This window comes from Halopenitus persicus (assembly GCF_002355635.1).
GTDB classification, from domain to species: domain Archaea; phylum Halobacteriota; class Halobacteria; order Halobacteriales; family Haloferacaceae; genus Halopenitus; species Halopenitus persicus_A.
Map to the genome: position 1 here is coordinate 2,119,478 of NZ_AP017558.1, position 15,272 is coordinate 2,134,749.

The 15,272-nt window shown below is 69.5% G+C and carries 16 protein-coding genes; 8 read left to right on the forward strand and 8 right to left on the reverse strand.

Annotated elements, in window-relative coordinates; genetic code table 11:
* Positions 1–6: 6 nt before the first annotated feature.
* Positions 7–1,290, forward strand: coding sequence for a DNA repair protein NreA (gene nreA / locus CPZ00_RS10350; protein WP_096390809.1), 1,284 nt, complete (start codon positions 7–9; stop codon positions 1,288–1,290).
* Between the two features lie 52 nt (positions 1,291–1,342).
* On the opposite strand, the gene CPZ00_RS10355 is transcribed toward nreA, so the two are convergent.
* Together CPZ00_RS10355 and CPZ00_RS10360 are read right to left on the reverse strand one after the other, a co-directional pair.
* Complete coding sequence (locus tag CPZ00_RS10355) at positions 1,343–1,816, reverse strand: DUF302 domain-containing protein (protein WP_096390810.1); 474 nt, start codon at positions 1,814–1,816, stop codon at positions 1,343–1,345.
* 80 nt (positions 1,817–1,896) lie between these two features.
* Complete coding sequence (locus CPZ00_RS10360) at positions 1,897–2,187, reverse strand: DUF5789 family protein (RefSeq protein ID WP_096390811.1); 291 nt, start codon at positions 2,185–2,187, stop codon at positions 1,897–1,899.
* Between the two features lie 171 nt (positions 2,188–2,358).
* Here CPZ00_RS10360 and CPZ00_RS15900 point away from each other — a divergent pair, with 171 nt between their 5' ends.
* Positions 2,359–3,510 (forward strand): DUF7139 domain-containing protein, encoded by a 1,152-nt coding sequence (locus CPZ00_RS15900; protein ID WP_233255076.1) that lies wholly within the window; start codon positions 2,359–2,361, stop codon positions 3,508–3,510.
* Here the strand turns inward: CPZ00_RS15900 and CPZ00_RS10370 are convergent.
* Both CPZ00_RS10370 and polX read right to left on the reverse strand, forming a co-directional pair.
* Positions 3,500–4,195: a Mut7-C RNAse domain-containing protein gene (locus CPZ00_RS10370; RefSeq protein ID WP_096390812.1), complete on the reverse strand. Its 696-nt coding sequence runs from the start codon at positions 4,193–4,195 to the stop codon at positions 3,500–3,502. The genes CPZ00_RS15900 and CPZ00_RS10370 overlap by 11 nt on opposite strands.
* Positions 4,192–5,940: a DNA polymerase/3'-5' exonuclease PolX gene (polX, locus tag CPZ00_RS10375; RefSeq protein WP_096390813.1), complete on the reverse strand. Its 1,749-nt coding sequence runs from the start codon at positions 5,938–5,940 to the stop codon at positions 4,192–4,194. Before polX ends, CPZ00_RS10370 begins: the two co-directional genes overlap by 4 nt.
* 205 nt (positions 5,941–6,145) lie before the next feature.
* On the opposite strand from polX, the gene CPZ00_RS10380 reads away from it, so the two are divergent.
* Positions 6,146–7,333: an aldo/keto reductase gene (locus tag CPZ00_RS10380; protein ID WP_096390814.1), complete on the forward strand. Its 1,188-nt coding sequence runs from the start codon at positions 6,146–6,148 to the stop codon at positions 7,331–7,333.
* Positions 7,334–7,395: 62 nt separating this feature from the next.
* On the opposite strand, the gene CPZ00_RS15610 is transcribed toward CPZ00_RS10380, so the two are convergent.
* Positions 7,396–7,566 carry an HVO_0758 family zinc finger protein gene (locus tag CPZ00_RS15610; RefSeq protein WP_172861813.1) on the reverse strand — a complete coding sequence of 57 codons (171 nt, stop codon included), beginning with the start codon at positions 7,564–7,566 and terminating at the stop codon, positions 7,396–7,398.
* Between the two features lie 196 nt (positions 7,567–7,762).
* Here CPZ00_RS15610 and CPZ00_RS10385 point away from each other — a divergent pair, with 196 nt between their 5' ends.
* On the forward strand, positions 7,763–8,884 hold the full coding sequence (locus tag CPZ00_RS10385; protein WP_096391682.1) for a glycosyltransferase family protein: 1,122 nt from the start codon (positions 7,763–7,765) through the stop codon (positions 8,882–8,884).
* Positions 8,881–9,525 carry a DUF7109 family protein gene (locus CPZ00_RS10390; RefSeq protein ID WP_233255077.1) on the forward strand — a complete coding sequence of 215 codons (645 nt, stop codon included), beginning with the start codon at positions 8,881–8,883 and terminating at the stop codon, positions 9,523–9,525. Before CPZ00_RS10385 ends, CPZ00_RS10390 begins: the two co-directional genes overlap by 4 nt.
* A gap of 53 nt (positions 9,526–9,578) precedes the next feature.
* Here the strand turns inward: CPZ00_RS10390 and CPZ00_RS10395 are convergent, their stop codons facing one another.
* The 3 genes from CPZ00_RS10395 to CPZ00_RS10405 all read right to left on the reverse strand — a co-directional run bounded on the left by CPZ00_RS10395 (position 9,579) and on the right by CPZ00_RS10405 (position 11,554).
* Positions 9,579–10,175, reverse strand: a complete 597-nt coding sequence (locus tag CPZ00_RS10395) for an NUDIX hydrolase (RefSeq protein WP_096390815.1) — start codon at positions 10,173–10,175, stop codon at positions 9,579–9,581.
* Positions 10,176–10,236: 61 nt separating this feature from the next.
* Complete coding sequence (locus CPZ00_RS10400; RefSeq protein WP_096390816.1) at positions 10,237–11,043, reverse strand: endonuclease III domain-containing protein; 807 nt, start codon at positions 11,041–11,043, stop codon at positions 10,237–10,239.
* A 73-nt stretch (positions 11,044–11,116) separates the two neighbouring features.
* Positions 11,117–11,554: a DUF371 domain-containing protein gene (locus CPZ00_RS10405; protein WP_096391684.1), complete on the reverse strand. Its 438-nt coding sequence runs from the start codon at positions 11,552–11,554 to the stop codon at positions 11,117–11,119.
* A 349-nt stretch (positions 11,555–11,903) separates the two neighbouring features.
* On the opposite strand from CPZ00_RS10405, the gene CPZ00_RS10410 reads away from it, so the two are divergent.
* The 3 genes from CPZ00_RS10410 to CPZ00_RS10420 all read left to right on the forward strand — a co-directional run bounded on the left by CPZ00_RS10410 (position 11,904) and on the right by CPZ00_RS10420 (position 15,271).
* Positions 11,904–12,827, forward strand: a complete 924-nt coding sequence (locus CPZ00_RS10410; RefSeq protein ID WP_096390817.1) for a coiled-coil protein — start codon at positions 11,904–11,906, stop codon at positions 12,825–12,827.
* A gap of 134 nt (positions 12,828–12,961) precedes the next feature.
* Complete coding sequence (gene sppA / locus CPZ00_RS10415) at positions 12,962–13,984, forward strand: signal peptide peptidase SppA (RefSeq protein ID WP_096390818.1); 1,023 nt, start codon at positions 12,962–12,964, stop codon at positions 13,982–13,984.
* A gap of 150 nt (positions 13,985–14,134) precedes the next feature.
* Entirely contained in the window at positions 14,135–15,271 is a 1,137-nt protein-coding gene (locus tag CPZ00_RS10420; protein WP_096391685.1) for a DUF373 family protein, read from the forward strand.
* Position 15,272 lies beyond the last annotated feature (1 nt).

Genomic DNA, 15,272 nt, shown 5'->3' on the forward strand with positions numbered 1-15,272 from the left:
GATCGAATGCGGCTCGACGAGTTCGTGGAACTCGAGCGGAACGAGCGCGCCGAGCGACGGCGACTCGCGGAGCGGAAGGACTACGCGATCCTCGACCACGTCGAGACCTTTCAGGACCGGTTCGAGGAGTCGTTGTCGGGCGATTCGCTCGTGGGATCGGTCTCACCGTCGATCTTCGTCGGCCGGGCGGAGTATCCCAACGTCTCCACGGGGATCCTCTCGCCGGTCGGCCGCGAGGACCGAGCCGACGCGTTCCGGACCTCCGGCGCGTGGTACGAGGAGGGCGTCTCCATCGCCGACGTCTTCGAGCGTCGGACGAGCCTGCTCAACTCCAACCGGACGACGGCGGCCGACTCCGTCCACGACGCCTGGGACGGCTGGCTCGGAACCCAGCGCGAGGTCGCGATCGCGGACCGCCCCGTCGACGTGGAGATCGGCCTCGACTCGACCCCGGATCTGGACCTCGACGTCGACCGTGGCGACCTCGGAGCCCCGGTCGGACCGAGCGCCCGCGCCAGGGAGGCGAGCCTCGGTGAGAACCCCCACGTTCCCCGCCCGGTGAAGAAGACCCTCGAGGACGACGACTGGCGGGCACAGGGGGCGATGACCTACCTCTACCGCCGCGGGTTCGACGTCTACGACATCAACTCGATCCTCTCCGCCGGCGCGCTCGGGCGGGGTGACGACCGGCGGCTCGTCCCCACGCGCTGGTCGATCACCGCGGTCGACGACACGATCGGCCAGTACCTCCGCGGAACGATCCGGGACGCGCAGAGCGTCGACCGGGTCGAGATCCACCGGAACGAGTACCTCGGGAACGCCTTCTGGGTCATCCTCGCGCCCGGCCGGTGGGAGTACGAACTCGTCGAGATGAAGGCGCCCGGCAGCGTCTGGAACCCGGACCCGGAGGCCGGCACGTACCTCGCCGCGGCCCACGAGGGACGGGAGGGTCGAACCGCCTACGTCGAGGAGACGGCCGGCGCGTACTACGCGGCCCGCCTCGGCGCGCTCGAGCACCTCTCGGACCGCGGCCGGCAGGCGAAGGTGCTCGTCCTGCGGCACGTCTCCGACGAGTACTGGGGTCCCGTCGGCGTCTGGCAGGTCCGCGAGTCGGTGCGCGACGCCTTCGAGGGCGAACACGGAACCGCGGAGACGTTCGGCGACGCGGTTCGCGGCGTGACCGACCATCTCCCGATCTCGCTCGGCGACCTTCGAAGAAAGTCGACGATGGCGGCCGGCCTCCAGACCGACCTCAGCTCGTTCCTCCGCGATTCGGACGCGACCACGTGAGGGAGTCCGCGATCCGTCGCCGACGCAGGGACCCGGAGCGGAACCGCCGCTGCTACGCGTCGATCGCCGCTTCGCTTTCGGCAAGCTGGTCGAACACGTCCGCGACGAGCTCGCCGGTATCGGCGATGATCGCGTCCATCTCCTCGGCCGCGTCCGCCTCCGGCAGCCCGAGGAGCCGCGCGATCCGCATGATCGACACGTGGTAGACGCGTTGGGTCCCCGGATCGACCTCCTGAATCACCATGTTACAGGGAAACAGCGCGCCGACGTCGCCGCCGGTCGCGTCAAGCGCCCGGTCGGCCATCGTCGGGTTACACGCGCCGAGCACGTAGTAGGGATCCCGGTCGGCGTCGACCTTCTCGTTGAGCAGTTCCGACGGGGAGAACTCCACGGGCACCCCGAATCCGGCGTCCGAACAGACGGCTCGAACGCGCTCGATCGCCTCCTCGTGGTCCATCGCCAGCAGCTGCTCCTCCTCGCCGAAGTCCTCGCCGTCGATCTCGGCCGGGTCAAACGGGAGCGTCATACCCGTGGTTCGTACGGTGCGTGGTAAAAGGGATCGGTGGTCGGTCGGGTCGGTCTGGATGCGAGCTCGACGCGGATCGGCTATTCGGTCGCGACCGGACCGCGGCCGACCGTCTCCGCGACCGTCCCGACGAACGCGCCGCGGGAGTCGAACAGCGTCTCGTCCGTCTCCTCGAGCACGTCTGCCAGTTCCCGCGCGCCGTCGGGCGTCCGTATCCTCGCGTCGCCCTCCTGGTCGATGACGTCGCTCTTCGACTTCGGCCAGACGAGTCGGGAGGCGACCCGCGTGACCGGCTGTCCCTCGACCGCTTCGCCGGAGCCGAGCTCGACGGCGGGCTCGTCCGGCGCCTCCTCGTCAGCGTCCTCGCTCATACGCCGTCGGTTCCGCGGGCACGACGGTAATACTTTCGAAGGTGGACCGTCGCTCCTCGCCAACCGAGTTCGTGAGTCCGCCGTTCCGACCGACGCCTCGACGGGTCGAACCGCCGGACGTCACGCGCCCGTCTGACGTAGTGTTTTGGGGATGGACGACGAAGGGCGCGTATGACGAGTCTCTCGGAGGTCTATGGGGGGCGGGGTCGATCGACCGCGAGCCTCCGACGGCTGTATCTCGGGGTGGCACTGTTCGCCGTCGGGATCCTGCTCATCGTCGCCGGCATCATCGCGGCCGGGACCGACCTCATCCCGTCGATGGAGGCGTACAGCCTCGCGGACGCGCGCTGGTACGGGGGGATCCTCGGAGGAACCGGGCTCCCGTTGGCGATGCTGGGCGTGATGAGCGTGCTGCCCGCGGGGCGACGGACGCGCGCGTCGGCGGTCGTCGGCGCGTCGATTATGGCTCTCGGAGTCGTAGTGTTCTCGTACGCCTACCCGTATCACTGGGTCAACAGCCCACGCCCCGAGCTGGTCGATCTCACGCTGCCGACCGCCGGCATCTACTTCCTCGGCGGAGCGACCGTCTTCTGGTGTCTGTTCGTCGGCGTCGCCAACTTCAAGACCCGAAACGACCCCGGCGGTATGGTCACGCTCGAGGTGACCCACAAGGGCGAAACGAAGGTCGTCGAGGTCGACCGCCGACAACTCGACGAGTTCGGCGGCGTCGGGCTCCTCGGCGGGACTCCCGACGGCTCCGTCGAGACGCAGACGAACGACCCGGACGCGAACACCCTCGGCGGCAGCGGAGCCGAGGTCTCACACGCCACCGACGACTCCGCGACGGCTCCCGTCTCGGACGACTCCGCGACGGACATCTTCGACGATACGAGTAGCGCAGGCGGGTCGAGCCGGCCGAGCGGGCCGAGCACCCCGACCTCCTCCGGCGGACCGGCCGGACCCGGTGCCGCGAGCGTCAGCGACGGCGGGTCCGACCCCGAATCGATCCGGACGCCGGCCGGATCCGAGACACCCTCGAGCGGATCCGAGACACCCTCGAGCGGATCCGGGGCGCCATCGACCGGGACCGATCAGTCCTCGAACGGAGGGACGGGCGGCGATGACGGGTTCTCGACCGACTGGCCGGATCCCGGCCGAAATCGGACCGGTGAACGGGATCGCGACGATGATCGGAACCGAAGCCGGAACCACAGCACCGACGGATCGGGTCGATCCGTCGACCATCCCGCCGGGACGTCCACCGATCAGTTCGCCGCGTCGAACGCGTCCACGGACGACGAGGACGTCGAGTTCATCGAGTAGCGTTTCCGTTCTTCGACCCACACCCGTTTTTCGCCGCGGTTCGTCGCGCGGTTCGCAACCGCTCTCGGACGTCACGCCAATGGCTTCCCCTCCAGAACCACTGGCCACAGTTCCGGCACTGCCAGGACACGACGTCGGACGGGACGTATCCCGGCCGATCGCTCTCGCCAGTGGTCGCCCCCGACACGCGTTCGAGCCGTCCGTTGCATCGGCCACAGCGCGTGGGGACGTCCGCGAGCTCGAGGTCCACGCCGGTGGCCGCAAGTTCCGTGAGTTGGTCAGCCGGCTCCCGACTTTCGAGGAGCAGCGCTCCGTCGACGCGCTCCGCGAGTTCGCGGTCACGGGTCACGAGCGTTCGTTCCTCGGTCGCGGCGATCGTCGCGATCCGGTCGTCGGCCTCGACGCCCCGGTCGAGCGCGTAGGCGGCGTCGTAGCCGCAGAACCGGAGGTATCTGGCGACCGTCCCACACATCACGTCGACCAGGAACCGCGTCTCCCGCGGCGGTCGGTTCGCGCCGTCCTCCTCCGTCGGCGATCCGGTCGTTTCATCCGACGCCGTATCCCCGTCCCCCGTCGTGCATCCGTCGCTGTTCGTGGTGTGTCCATCGTTTCCCGTCGTGCGTCCGTCGTCATCGGTCCTCGCTCCGGCGTTTTCGCGGTCCTCGCTCGACTCGCCGCCGGTCATTCCTCGAGGAACGATCGGACCCCGTCCGCCGAGCGCGCGTTGAGCACGTCCGCGCGTTCGGCCCAGCCGCGTCGGGCGGTGTGGACCCCGTACCGGACGTGGTCGAACTCCCGCGGCGTGTGGGCGTCCGTGTTGATGACGACGGTCGCCCCGGCATCCACCGCGGCGTGGACTGCCTCGCCGTTCGCGTCCAGCCGGGCCGGGTTCGCGTTCACCTCGATCGCCACGCCTTCGCGGACGGCGGCCTCGGCGAGCCGCTCGAAGTCGACGGTTAACCCCTCGCGTCTGTTGATGAGCCGACCGGTTGGATGACCGAGGACGTCGACCTCGGGGTGTTCGATCGCCCGGATGAGTCGGTCGGTGGCGTCGTCGCTCGTCCCGAGCGCGGCGTGGGGCGACGCCACGACGAGATCGAGGCTCGCGAGCGTCCCGTCGTCGGTCGCGAGGTCGCCGTCCGCGGTGATGTTGGCCTCGACCCCGTGGAACACGGGGATCGGCGCGTCCTCCCGAACCGCGTCGACGGCCTTCGCCTGTTCGGCCAGGTCGTCCGGATCGAGCCCGGCGTTGCCGAAGACTCCGGGGCCGGTCGCGTGGTCGGTGACCGCGTGGTAGTCGTAGCCCCGCTCGGCGGCCGCGGCGACCATCGTCTCGATCGAGTCGTCGCCGTCGGACCAGTCGGTGTGCGTGTGGAGGTCGCCACGGACGTCGCCCTCCTCGATCAACGCCGGCAGGGATCCTGCCGCCGCGGCCGCAACCTCGCCCGTGTTCTCCCGGAGCTCGGGCGGGACCCACGACATGTCCAGCGCCGCGTACACGCCGGCTTCGGTCTCGCCGGCGATCCGGTCGCCGACGCGCTGGCCTGCGTCGGGGTCCGCGACGTCGCTCACGTCGAAGACGCCGTACTCGTTCACCTTCAGTCCGCGGTCGAGCGCGCGGTTCCGGACCGCGATGTTGTGGTCCCGCGAGCCGGTGAAGTACTGTAGTGCGGCGCCGAACTCCGCGACGGCGACCACGCGGAGGTCGACGCGGAGGCCGTCGGTCCGGACGCTCGCCTTGTTCGTACCGGCCTCGATGACCGCGTCCGCCTCGGGCCAGTCCGTGAACGCCGCGACGACTGCCTCGTGCTCGTCGCTCCCGACGAGGAGGTCGACGTCGCCGATCGTGTCCCGCCACCGCCGAATCGAGCCGCAGACCTCGAGGGTCGCGACCGGGTCGGCGTCCGCCAGATACGTCACTGCCGCGTCCGCGATCGGTCGGGCGTCCCCGAGCCGCTCGCGCTCCCGTGCCTGCCGGGCGAACGGGACGTTCTCGCGAATGTTCTCCTCGGTCGTCTCGCCGAAGCCCGTGATCTCGCGGATCTTCCCGGCCTCGGCGGCGGCCGCCAGCTCGTCGAGGGTGGTGATCCCGAGCTCCTCGTAGAGGGTTCCCACCGTCTTCGGGCCGACCCCTTCGACCCGGGTGAGCGCGCCGATCTCCACCGGCAACTCGGCCCGGAGCTCCTCGAGTTCCTCGATCGATCCGGTCCGAACGTACTCGACGATCTTGGCCGCGATCGCGTCCCCGACGCGGTCGATCCCCCGTACCGCCTCCGCGCCATCCTCGACGAGGGCCTCGATCGGCGTCGGGTGGTCCCGGACGTTCTCGGCCGCCCGCCGGTAGGCGGTGGGTTTGTACTCGACTCCGGTCGCCTCGAGCCGGTCGGCGAACTCCTCGAGGACGCTCGCGACCTCGTCGTTGCGACTCATTCGATGCGGACGTTTCGCGCGTGATAACTTATAAACCGCGGGGCGATCCGGACCGCGTGAGTTTCGTCGCCGCTTCGTACAGCGGTCGACGTCTTCGCGAGCTGCGGTCGCCGTCCCCCCGAGCCGCAGCCGCCGTTTCTCCGAGCCGTAGCCGCCATTTCCCCGAGCCGCGGCCGTTATGCCGCGGGCGACCCTACGAGCGGCGATGGCAACACGAGAGGGCACCTGGCGCTATCGGGACCGGTTCGGCGACGCCTTCGGTCGGACCTACTTTCGCCGGTTCGGTCCCGGCGTCGCCTCCAGCATCGGGATCGGGACCTACCTCGGCGACCCGACCGACGCGGTCGACGACCGGTACCGCGAGTCGATACGGGTCGCGCTCGAGTCCGGGGTGAACCACGTCGACACCGCGAGCAACTACCGCTGTGGGCGTTCGGAACGGGTCGTCGGCGAGGCCCTGTCCGAGGCCGCCGTCGATCGGGAGTCGGTCGTCGTGGCCTCGAAGGCCGGCTTCGTCCCGTTCGACGGCGAACGTCCCGACGATCCGGCCGCCTACGTCCGCGAGACGTTCCTCGAGACCGGGATCCTCTCCGCTGACGACCTCGTCCACGGCAGCCACGCGATCGCCCCGGCGTTCATCGAGGCGATGCTCGACCGGTCGCTGGACGCGATCGGCGTGGAGACGATCGACTGCTATTACGTCCACAACCCGGAGACACAACTCGCCGAACGGTCGCCCGAGGCGGTCTATGACGCCCTCGAGACCGCCTTCGAGCGCCTCGAACGGCGGCGGCTCGCGGGCGACATCGGCGGCTACGGCGTCGCGACCTGGGACGCCTTTCGCGTCCCGCCGGACCACGACGCGGCGCTCTCGCTGCCCGCGATCATCGAGCGCGCCGAGCGGGCAGCCGCGACGGTCGACGCCGACGCTCACGGCTTTCGCGCCGTACAGCTCCCGTTCAACGTCCGGATGGCCGACGCGTTCACGCGGGCGACGCAGCCGGCGCCGGGGAGCGATGGGACGGACGACGAGGCGACCATCGACGGAACGGACGAAGACGCGACGTCCAGCGGCGGATCGGCCGAGAACGAGCGGGACGAGACCGGGCGGTGGTCGCTGTTGGAGTGCGCTCACGAGGCCGGCATCGACGTCGTGACGAGCGCGAGCATCGGGCAAGGATCGCTGGCGGAACCGGGGGCGATCCCGGAGCCGATCGCCGACCGACTCGCGGGCGAGACGCCGGCACAGCGGGCGATCAACTTCGCGCGCAGCGCGCCCGGCGTGACGAGCGCGCTCGTCGGCGCTCGCGATCCTGACCACGTACGGGAGAACGTCGCAGCGGGCACGTTCGACCCGCTCGGCGCGAACGCGTTCGATGCCGTCTTCGAGTAGGTTCGTCACCGAGGAGCGTTCGTCTTCGAGTGCGTTTCGTCACCGATCGAGCGTCCCGGCGTCTAGCGGAGCTCCTTGTACGTGGCGCCACACTCGGGACAGACCCTCACCGCGAACACCTCGTCGGGGTCGTTCTCCTTTTTGAGCACCTTATCACACTCCGCACACGTGAGCCGCTCGTAGGTGTCCTTCTTCAGGTCGCCGTCGCGCAGGCCCTTCCGGGTCGACTTCATACGCCGACGTATGTCACCGGACGTGTTAAATACCGTGCCCGAGGTCGTTTCGGCTCGTCAACACGTCGGATCCGACGTGGTCGGCGACGGAGCGGACGTTCTCGACCGCGCGCCAGTCGACCGGAGTGCCGCGTTCAGTGAGACGTCGCCGACGGAAGCGGGTCGTTTTTCCCCCGTCCGCCCCAGTGATCCGCCGATGGAGTACGTCCAGGAGCGCGTGACCACGCTGCACGCCCTGCGCGACCGGACGCCCGAGGCGCCGACCGACCGCGCCGCGGTCGTCGTCCCGATGACGGAACGGGAGTTCGGCGGGCTGGCGGTCGAGCGCGTCCTCGGCGCCCTCGAAACGGTCGATCCCGCCCGCGTCGTGGTCCCGCTTCGCGCCTCGCCGGACCGCGTCGAGTCCGTCCGGGAGTGGCTCCGGGAGTTCGACCTGCCGACCGAGATCATCTGGTGCGACGGCCCGCGGTTGGAACGGCTGTTGGCCGACCACGGCCTCGACGGTCAACGCGGGAAGGGACGCGACGTCTGGGTCGGGCTCGGCCCGGCGCTGTCCGAGGAGTACGTCGTCGTCCACGACGCCGACACGCTGAGCTACTCGCCGGCCTACGTCGCCCGGCTGCTGTTTCCGCTCACACACGGGTACGCGTTCTCGAAGGGGTACTACGCGCGGATCGAGGACGACCGCCTCTACGGCCGGCTCTTCCGCCTGCTGTTTCGCCCGCTCGTTCGCGCGCTCGCCGACGCTCACGACGATCCGGTGATCGATTACCTCGCGTCGTTCCGATACGCCCTCGCCGGGGAGTTCGCAGCGACGAGCGACCTCGTCGCCGACCTGCGGGTCCAACGCGGGTGGGGCCTCGAGATCGGCACCCTCGGCGACGCCTTCGAGCACGGCGGGTTCGATGGCTCCGCGCAGGTCGATCTCGGACGATACGAACACGACCACCGGTCCGTCGGCGGGCCGACCGGGCTCGCGGATATGAGCGACGCCGTCGTCGACGCCACGCTGCGGATCCTGAGCGACCGCGGGATCGAGGTCGATCACGACGCGCTCGCCGACCGGTACGTCGCCGCCGCGCGGGACCTCGTCCGGGCGTACGCGACGGACGCCTCGTTCAACGCGTTCGAGTTCGATCGCAACGCCGAGCTCGAACAGGTCGACACCTACGCCGACGCGATCGGTCCGCCGGCGGCCGACGACCGGCTTCCTCCGTGGCGGGACTCGCCGATCTCGGTCGCCGACCTCCGCGAGGCCGCGGCTGCAGACCTCCGGACGGTCGCGACTGCCGGCTACCAGGAGGTCGTCGAGGAATGACCGACGCTCCCGAGACTGACGATCCCGAGGCTGCGGCTTCCGAGGCTGCTGATTCTGGGACTGCTGATTCTGGGACTGCTGATTCTGGGACTGCTGATTCTGGGACTGCTGATTCTGGGACTGACGACGCCGGCGTCGCGGCTCGCGACGACCTCGCCGGGATCGTGGACCTCTTCGGCGCGATGACGCGCCCGGAGCTGCGGCGGGGGCTCTCCGAACTCGCCTTCAAGCGCGGCGTGGACGTCGACGACGGGACGCTCCGAGCGACGATCGACGCGGCCGTTCGCGGCTATCATCTCGTCCCGGTCGAGGGCACGGATGCCGGGGTGGACCCGGCCGACGAGACGTTCCTGGTGGCCGGCCCGGCGGCGTTTCCCTCGGTGCCGCCGAACGCCGAGGACCTCCCCCACATCCTCGACGTTCCCGATCGTCGGCTCGAGCGCGAGGCACTCGGTCGGACGGTGCGGGACCGTCTGGCGACGGACGTCGCTGACGCCGTCGCCTCGGCCGACCGGTCACGGCTGGAGGAGCTCCTGGAGGTCACCTACGACCTCGAGACGTGGGCACCGGTGGACGGGGACGACCTCCGCGGCCGTATCCGCGCGACGCTCGACGGACTCGGCGAGGATGCCGACGGCTGACGACGGCACCTGCTGTCGAGCCGAGCGTCGGCAACTGGCGCCCTCGGGACCGGTCACGGCGAGACGTCCGCGTCCGGGTCGACGACGCGGTCCGGCTGCTCGGGGATCCGCCAGTCGGTCGTGAGCTCGAGCAGCTGGGCGACCATCCGGCCGGTCGCCCCCCAGACCGTGTAGCCGTCGACGCGGAAGTAGTGGATCCGGAGGCTCCCGTAGTCGGTTTCACGGCGTTCCGACTCGTAGTTCGCCGGATCGGTCAGGTCGTCGACGGCGAGGACCGCGATCTCGGCCACCTCGCGCTCGTCGGGGACGTACTCCCGGTCGACGATCGTCGCGACGAAGGGGCGAACCGCGTAGTCGGTGACGGTCGTGATGTCGTCGAGCCGACCGACGACGTCGACCTCCTCGGCGGCGAGGCCGATCTCCTCGTCGGCCTCCCGGAGGGCAGTGTCCCGGAGCGTCCCGTCGACGGGCTCGCGGCCCCCGCCCGGGAAGCTCATCTGTCCAGGGTGTTCCCCGAGGTGGTCCGCCCGCTTCGTGAACAGGAGGTAGGGCTCGTCGTTTCGGTGGAGGACGGGGGCGAGCACCGCGGCCTCCCGCGTCGCCCCGGCGGCGCCCCGTGGCGTGTGTCGGTCGAGTGCCGACAGGTCCATATCGACCGGAGGGGCGCCGCGTGCCTTAGTCTTACCTCTCGAGGTCGACCCTCCGTCCCGACTACCCCTCGACGGCGTCGGCGGGGTCCCGGACCCCACCGTCCACCTCGTCGATCCCGACCCGGTCACAGCGGTCGTAGAGCGGACACGCCTTCGGACCGTCCAGACACGCGGGCTTGCGTGCAGTGCAGTAATCGCGTCCGAACTGGATCATCGCGGTGTGTCCGAAGCCGCACTTCTCGGCCGGGACCGCGGCCTCGATCGCCTCCCGAACCGCCTCGTGGTCGGCGTCCGGCGGCGCGATCCCCATCCGCCGCGCGATCCGGTGAACGTGAGTGTCGACGGGGAAGACTCCGCCGCGTCCGCCCGCGAACAGCAGGACGCAGTCGGCGGTCTTCGGACCGACGCCGGAGACGGACAACAGCGTCTCGCGTACCTCGTCGGGGTCGCTCTCGGCGACGAACGCGTCGAAGGCGGCGGTCGAGCCGAACTCCTCGAGCGCCCACCGTGCGGCCTCCTGGATGACCTTCGACTTCCGGTTGTACAGCCCGGCGGCCGAGATCGTCTCGGCGAGATCGTCCCGATCGGCATCGGTCAGCGTCTCGGCCAACTCCTCGGGCGGACCGTATCGGTTCACCAGGTCGTCGTGGGCCGGCTGGCTCGCGACGTCCGAGGTGTTCTGTGAGAGGATCGTCCGGACGAGGCACTCGAAGCCGTCCCGCCCGCCGTACTCCTTCTGCCAGTACAGGTCGCCCAGCTCGTCGACGATCGCCTCCGCGCGGGACGCTTCGTCGCCCGGCTCGAAGCTCGCCGGCGTGCCGCCGCCGGAGGCGCCGCCGCTGATGTTTCGGTCGGGTTCCTCGGCCATTACGGGACCGTTCGTCGGGCTCCGTTTAAGACATTCGGGGGTGACGGGGTCGCGTCGGCGACGACCCTGATCGTCAGGCCTCGACCGCGAGCCGGAGGGTACACGGCGCGCCGTCCGCGAGCGCCGCGACGAGATCCCGGTCGAAGTCGGCAGCAGCCCTGTCCGCGTCGACCATCACCGTCCGGTCGTCCACGTACGTGCTCGTTCGCGCGACTGCCGATCGGTCGTCGACCAGCGTGAGGTCCGGATGGCCCGACCCGACGACGGTCTCCTCGTGGATCCGGTCGGGACCTTCGACGGTCAGCGTCGCCGTGATCGTCGCTTCGTGGCTTCGACAGGCCTCCTTGAACGCGGGACCGAACTTCCGGGGCGTTGCGTCTGCCTCGACAGCGAGGATGCAGTCGCCGGCGGGCGTGAGCCAGTCGTCGGTGGTCACCTCGAAGGTGCTCGCGTGCTCGGCCCGGACGTTGTCGTGGCCGCGCGCCGCGATGGTCTCGACGAGCTCGGTCATCGTGTCGCTGCCTCCATACAGCCGCGTCGTTGCCCCCCGTCGAAAGCCGTTCGGATCCCGCCCGACCATCGGAGCCGGCCATCCCGCCGGACCGTGTGAGTGGTTGTCATTTATATATCCCCGGGACTCGGACGATATCGGTCGAAACGCCCGAATTCGGGGGGTATGGTACCTCTTTTCACACTCCTACCACCGAAGTATTTATATATCATACGGAACAAGGAGTAGGTACCAGAACGCATCCGGCGCTGGTGGAACCGCACGACGAATGATCGGGAATTCTTATCCACGGTCGGACGCATCGGGGCGAGCGTCTGCCATATCCGGAGCGGTGATGGAGTGATAAAAAATGGTAACGAAACAGGAAGTCATCGAACAGTACGAAATCGAAGCGCTTGCAGAATCGGACAACGTCGACCTTTCGGAGGACGAACTCGAGAACGGCTCGAAGGGACAGCTCATCAAACGCGCGGGGCAACTGCGCGACCGACGGAACGAGCTGAACCAGATGGCCTCCGAGCGTGCCTCGAAACGCGACGACCTCAACGCGAAGACACGCGAGAAGGTCGACGAGGCCCAGGAACACCGCGAGAAGCGTGACGAGCTCAACGAGCAGGTCCAGGAGCACAAGGAGAGCCGCAACGAGCTCAACGCCGAGGCCAACGAGCTGTTCGACGAGGTCGAGGAGCTGAAGGAGGACCTCGAGCTCGACGAGGGCAAGTCCATCGAGGAGCTCGAGGAGGAGATCGAGGATCTCGAGTTCCGCCAGCAGACCGAGGTGCTCTCGGCCGAGGACGAACGCGAACTCATCGAGAAGATCGAGGACAAGCGCGAGCAGCTCGCCGAGAAGAAGGACAAGGTGCAGGACACCGGCGAACTCGAGGACCTCATCGAGGAGGCGGAAGAGGTCCGTTCGGAGGCCTCCAAACACCACCAGAAGGTCACCGAGCTCGCGGACAAGGCCCAGGAGCACCACAACCAGATGATCGAGGCCTACCGCGAGGCCGACGACATCCGCGACGAGGCCGACGAGATGCACGAGCTCTTCGTGGAGGCCCAGGAGGCGGCCGACCGCCACCACGAGGACTTCGTCCGCGTCCAGAAGCGCCTGCGCGAGCTCGACAAGCAGGAGGAGGAGGAGCGCAAGGACGAGCGCGCCGAGAAGCGCGAGGAGGAGAAGGCCGAGGCCGAGGAGATCTACCAGAAGTTCAAGGAGGGCGAGACCCTCGACACCGAGGACCTGATGAAGCTCCAGAAGACGGGGCTGCTCTAGACCGGCGCCGGATCACGGTCGCTTGACGCGGTTTTTCTCGATCCGTTCGGGTTTCGGGGTCACGTCACCAGTCTCTGACGTCCGATAGCGACGCCGTCAGGAGGTTTAACCCGACACGGCCCGACCCGTTCCGTATGGAAATCCACAACGAGACGCTTCGAGGCACCCTGACCCTCGTCGCCGCGGTCCTCGCGGCCGCGGTCGGGGTCGCCGTCGGCTGGATCGCCTTCCTCGAGATCCCGACGACCGGGCCGGAGCTCGCGGGAGTTCTCCTGACGATCGTTCTCGCCGCCGCGGCGGGAAAGGTCGGCGTCTCGGCCGTCACGAACGCCCTCGCGGGGTACGACGTCGCCGAGGTGACCGTCGAGGGGCCGATCACTCGTGACGGCGGGCGTCCCTCGCCGGTCGCCGCGGCGGCCGGCGCGACCGCCGACGAGATCGTCGAGACGATCGACCGCGCCGACGACGACCCGGCGGTCGACGCGCTGTTGCTCACGCTCGATACGCCGGGCGGCGAGGTGCTGCCGAGCGACGACATCCGGCGCGCGGCCGAGCGGTTCGACGGAGTCACGATCGCCCACGCGCGGGACGTCTGTGCCTCCGGCGGCTACTGGATCGCCGCCGGCTGCGAGGAGGTGTGGGCCCACGAGGCGAGCCTCGTCGGCTCGATCGGCGTTCGCGGCTCGCGGCCCAACGCGGCGGAACTGGCCGACAAGCTGGGGATCCGATACGAGGAGTTCGCGGCCGGCCGGTTCAAGGAGGCCGGCAACCCGCTCTCGGAGACCGACGACGCCGAGCGCGAGTACCTCCAGGGGATCGTCGACGACCTCTACGGGCAGTTCGTCGCGACGGTGAGCGAGGGCCGTGACCTCGATCCCGACGCCGTCCGCGAGACCGAGGCCCGCGTCTTCCTCGGTCCGGACGCCCGCGATCGGGGATTGGTGGACGACCTCGGCACGAGCGAGGACGTCGCGGACCGGCTCGCCGAGCGGCTCGACCGCGATCGGGCGGTCGAGATTCGGGAGTTCGAACCCCGGCGGGGGCTCACCGACCGGATCGGAGTCGGCATCCGCTCGGTCGCGTACGCGTTCGGCTCCGGGATCGCCGGCGTGGTCGCCGACTCCGACTCCGCCGACCTCGACCTTCGGGCGCGGTGACCGTTCGGACGCGGTGGCCGTTCGGACGCGGTGGCCGCTTTGGCGCTGCCGGATCGTTCATCAGGTCCCGAGTGTGCGGTCACATCTCGGCGTGTGCGGTCGTCACCTCGAGTATGAGGGTTTTTACCGCACCCGCCCCTGGTGACGAACGTGACGTCGTTGGTCTGTTGTGTGGACCGATCGGGTGAGGTGGCCCGGAAGACGACGGTTCCGATGCCGGTCTCCGGGTGGGAGGCCGTCCGCTCGTTGGTCACGGAGATCGGCCTCGCGGACCCCGAGGACGCGAGCGTCAACTGCATCCTTGAGGCGCTTCGCGTGGCCCGCGAGCTTCGGGACGGCCGCGAGGAGGCGGTCGTCGCCGTGGTCTCCGGGCGTACCGACTCCCGGGTCGGCGCGGACCGGTCCATCGCCGCCCAGATCGACGAGCTCGTCGAGCGCCACGACCCCGAGTCGGCGATCGTCGTCGTCGACTCGGCCGAGGACGAGCGCGTCCTCCCCATCGTCGAATCGCGGCTTCCGGTCGACTCCGTCGACCGCGTGGTCGTCCGACAGGCCCACGACCTGGAATCGTCGTATTACCTCCTCAAACAGTTCCTCGCCGACGAGGAGCTCCGGTCGACGGTGCTGGTTCCGGTCGGCATCGGGCTGCTCGTGGTCCCGTCGCTGCTGTTCTGGTTCTCCCCGGAGGTCGCCGTCGCCGGGCTCACCGGACTGCTCGGGACCGCGCTTCTTTATAAAGGGCTCGCGATCGACGAGTACCTCGCCGGCGTTCCCGACCGCGTCCGGGCGGCGCTGTACGCCGGTCAGGTGTCGATCGTGACCTACGTCGTCGCGGCCGGACTCTCGCTCGTCGGGATCTTCCTCGGCGCGCTCTCGATCTCGGAGCTGCCCGGATCCCAACCGCTCGTGGTCGAGGCGATCCAGCTCGTATACGCCGCGGTTCCGTGGCTCGCGGGCGCGGCGCTCACCGCCGCGACCGGGCGGCTCCTCGACGAGCTCATCCGCGACGAGGGGATCCGGAGCCACTTTCTGAACCTTCCGTTCGTCGCGGTCGCGGTCGGACTCGTGGTTCGCGGATTCGCCGGCTACTTCCTCGAGCAGGAACGGCTGCTGTCGCCGCTGTCCGCCGGCGGGGTCGTCGTCTCGCCGACGCAGCGGCTGGCGCTGTTCATCGTCGGCGGGGTCGTCGTCTCGCTGCTCGGCGTCGCGGTCGCGGCGGACATGGGCGGCGACCGCCTCGAGGACGTTATCGACGCCGAGGAGGACGACCGCGGCCGCGAGACCTGAT

Bases quoted from the DNA above. Each gene is read 5' to 3' on its own strand.
- CPZ00_RS10410 (WP_096390817.1), top strand. From the start codon at position 11,904: ATGGTAACGAAACAGGAAGTCATCGAACAGTACGAAATCGAAGCGCTT.
- CPZ00_RS15900 (WP_233255076.1), top strand. From the start codon at position 2,359: ATGACGAGTCTCTCGGAGGTCTATGGGGGGCGGGGTCGATCGACCGCG.
- CPZ00_RS10360 (WP_096390811.1), bottom strand. From the start codon at position 2,187: ATGAGCGAGGACGCTGACGAGGAGGCGCCGGACGAGCCCGCCGTCGAG.
- CPZ00_RS10355 (WP_096390810.1), bottom strand. From the start codon at position 1,816: ATGACGCTCCCGTTTGACCCGGCCGAGATCGACGGCGAGGACTTCGGC.
- CPZ00_RS10370 (WP_096390812.1), bottom strand. From the start codon at position 4,195: ATGACCGGCGGCGAGTCGAGCGAGGACCGCGAAAACGCCGGAGCGAGG.
- sppA (WP_096390818.1), top strand. From the start codon at position 12,962: ATGGAAATCCACAACGAGACGCTTCGAGGCACCCTGACCCTCGTCGCC.
- nreA (WP_096390809.1), top strand. From the start codon at position 7: ATGCGGCTCGACGAGTTCGTGGAACTCGAGCGGAACGAGCGCGCCGAG.
- CPZ00_RS15610 (WP_172861813.1), bottom strand. From the start codon at position 7,566: ATGAAGTCGACCCGGAAGGGCCTGCGCGACGGCGACCTGAAGAAGGAC.
- CPZ00_RS10385 (WP_096391682.1), top strand. From the start codon at position 7,763: ATGGAGTACGTCCAGGAGCGCGTGACCACGCTGCACGCCCTGCGCGAC.
- CPZ00_RS10390 (WP_233255077.1), top strand. From the start codon at position 8,881: ATGACCGACGCTCCCGAGACTGACGATCCCGAGGCTGCGGCTTCCGAG.
- CPZ00_RS10395 (WP_096390815.1), bottom strand. From the start codon at position 10,175: ATGGACCTGTCGGCACTCGACCGACACACGCCACGGGGCGCCGCCGGG.
- CPZ00_RS10380 (WP_096390814.1), top strand. From the start codon at position 6,146: ATGGCAACACGAGAGGGCACCTGGCGCTATCGGGACCGGTTCGGCGAC.
- polX (WP_096390813.1), bottom strand. From the start codon at position 5,940: ATGAGTCGCAACGACGAGGTCGCGAGCGTCCTCGAGGAGTTCGCCGAC.
- CPZ00_RS10405 (WP_096391684.1), bottom strand. From the start codon at position 11,554: ATGACCGAGCTCGTCGAGACCATCGCGGCGCGCGGCCACGACAACGTC.
- CPZ00_RS10400 (WP_096390816.1), bottom strand. From the start codon at position 11,043: ATGGCCGAGGAACCCGACCGAAACATCAGCGGCGGCGCCTCCGGCGGC.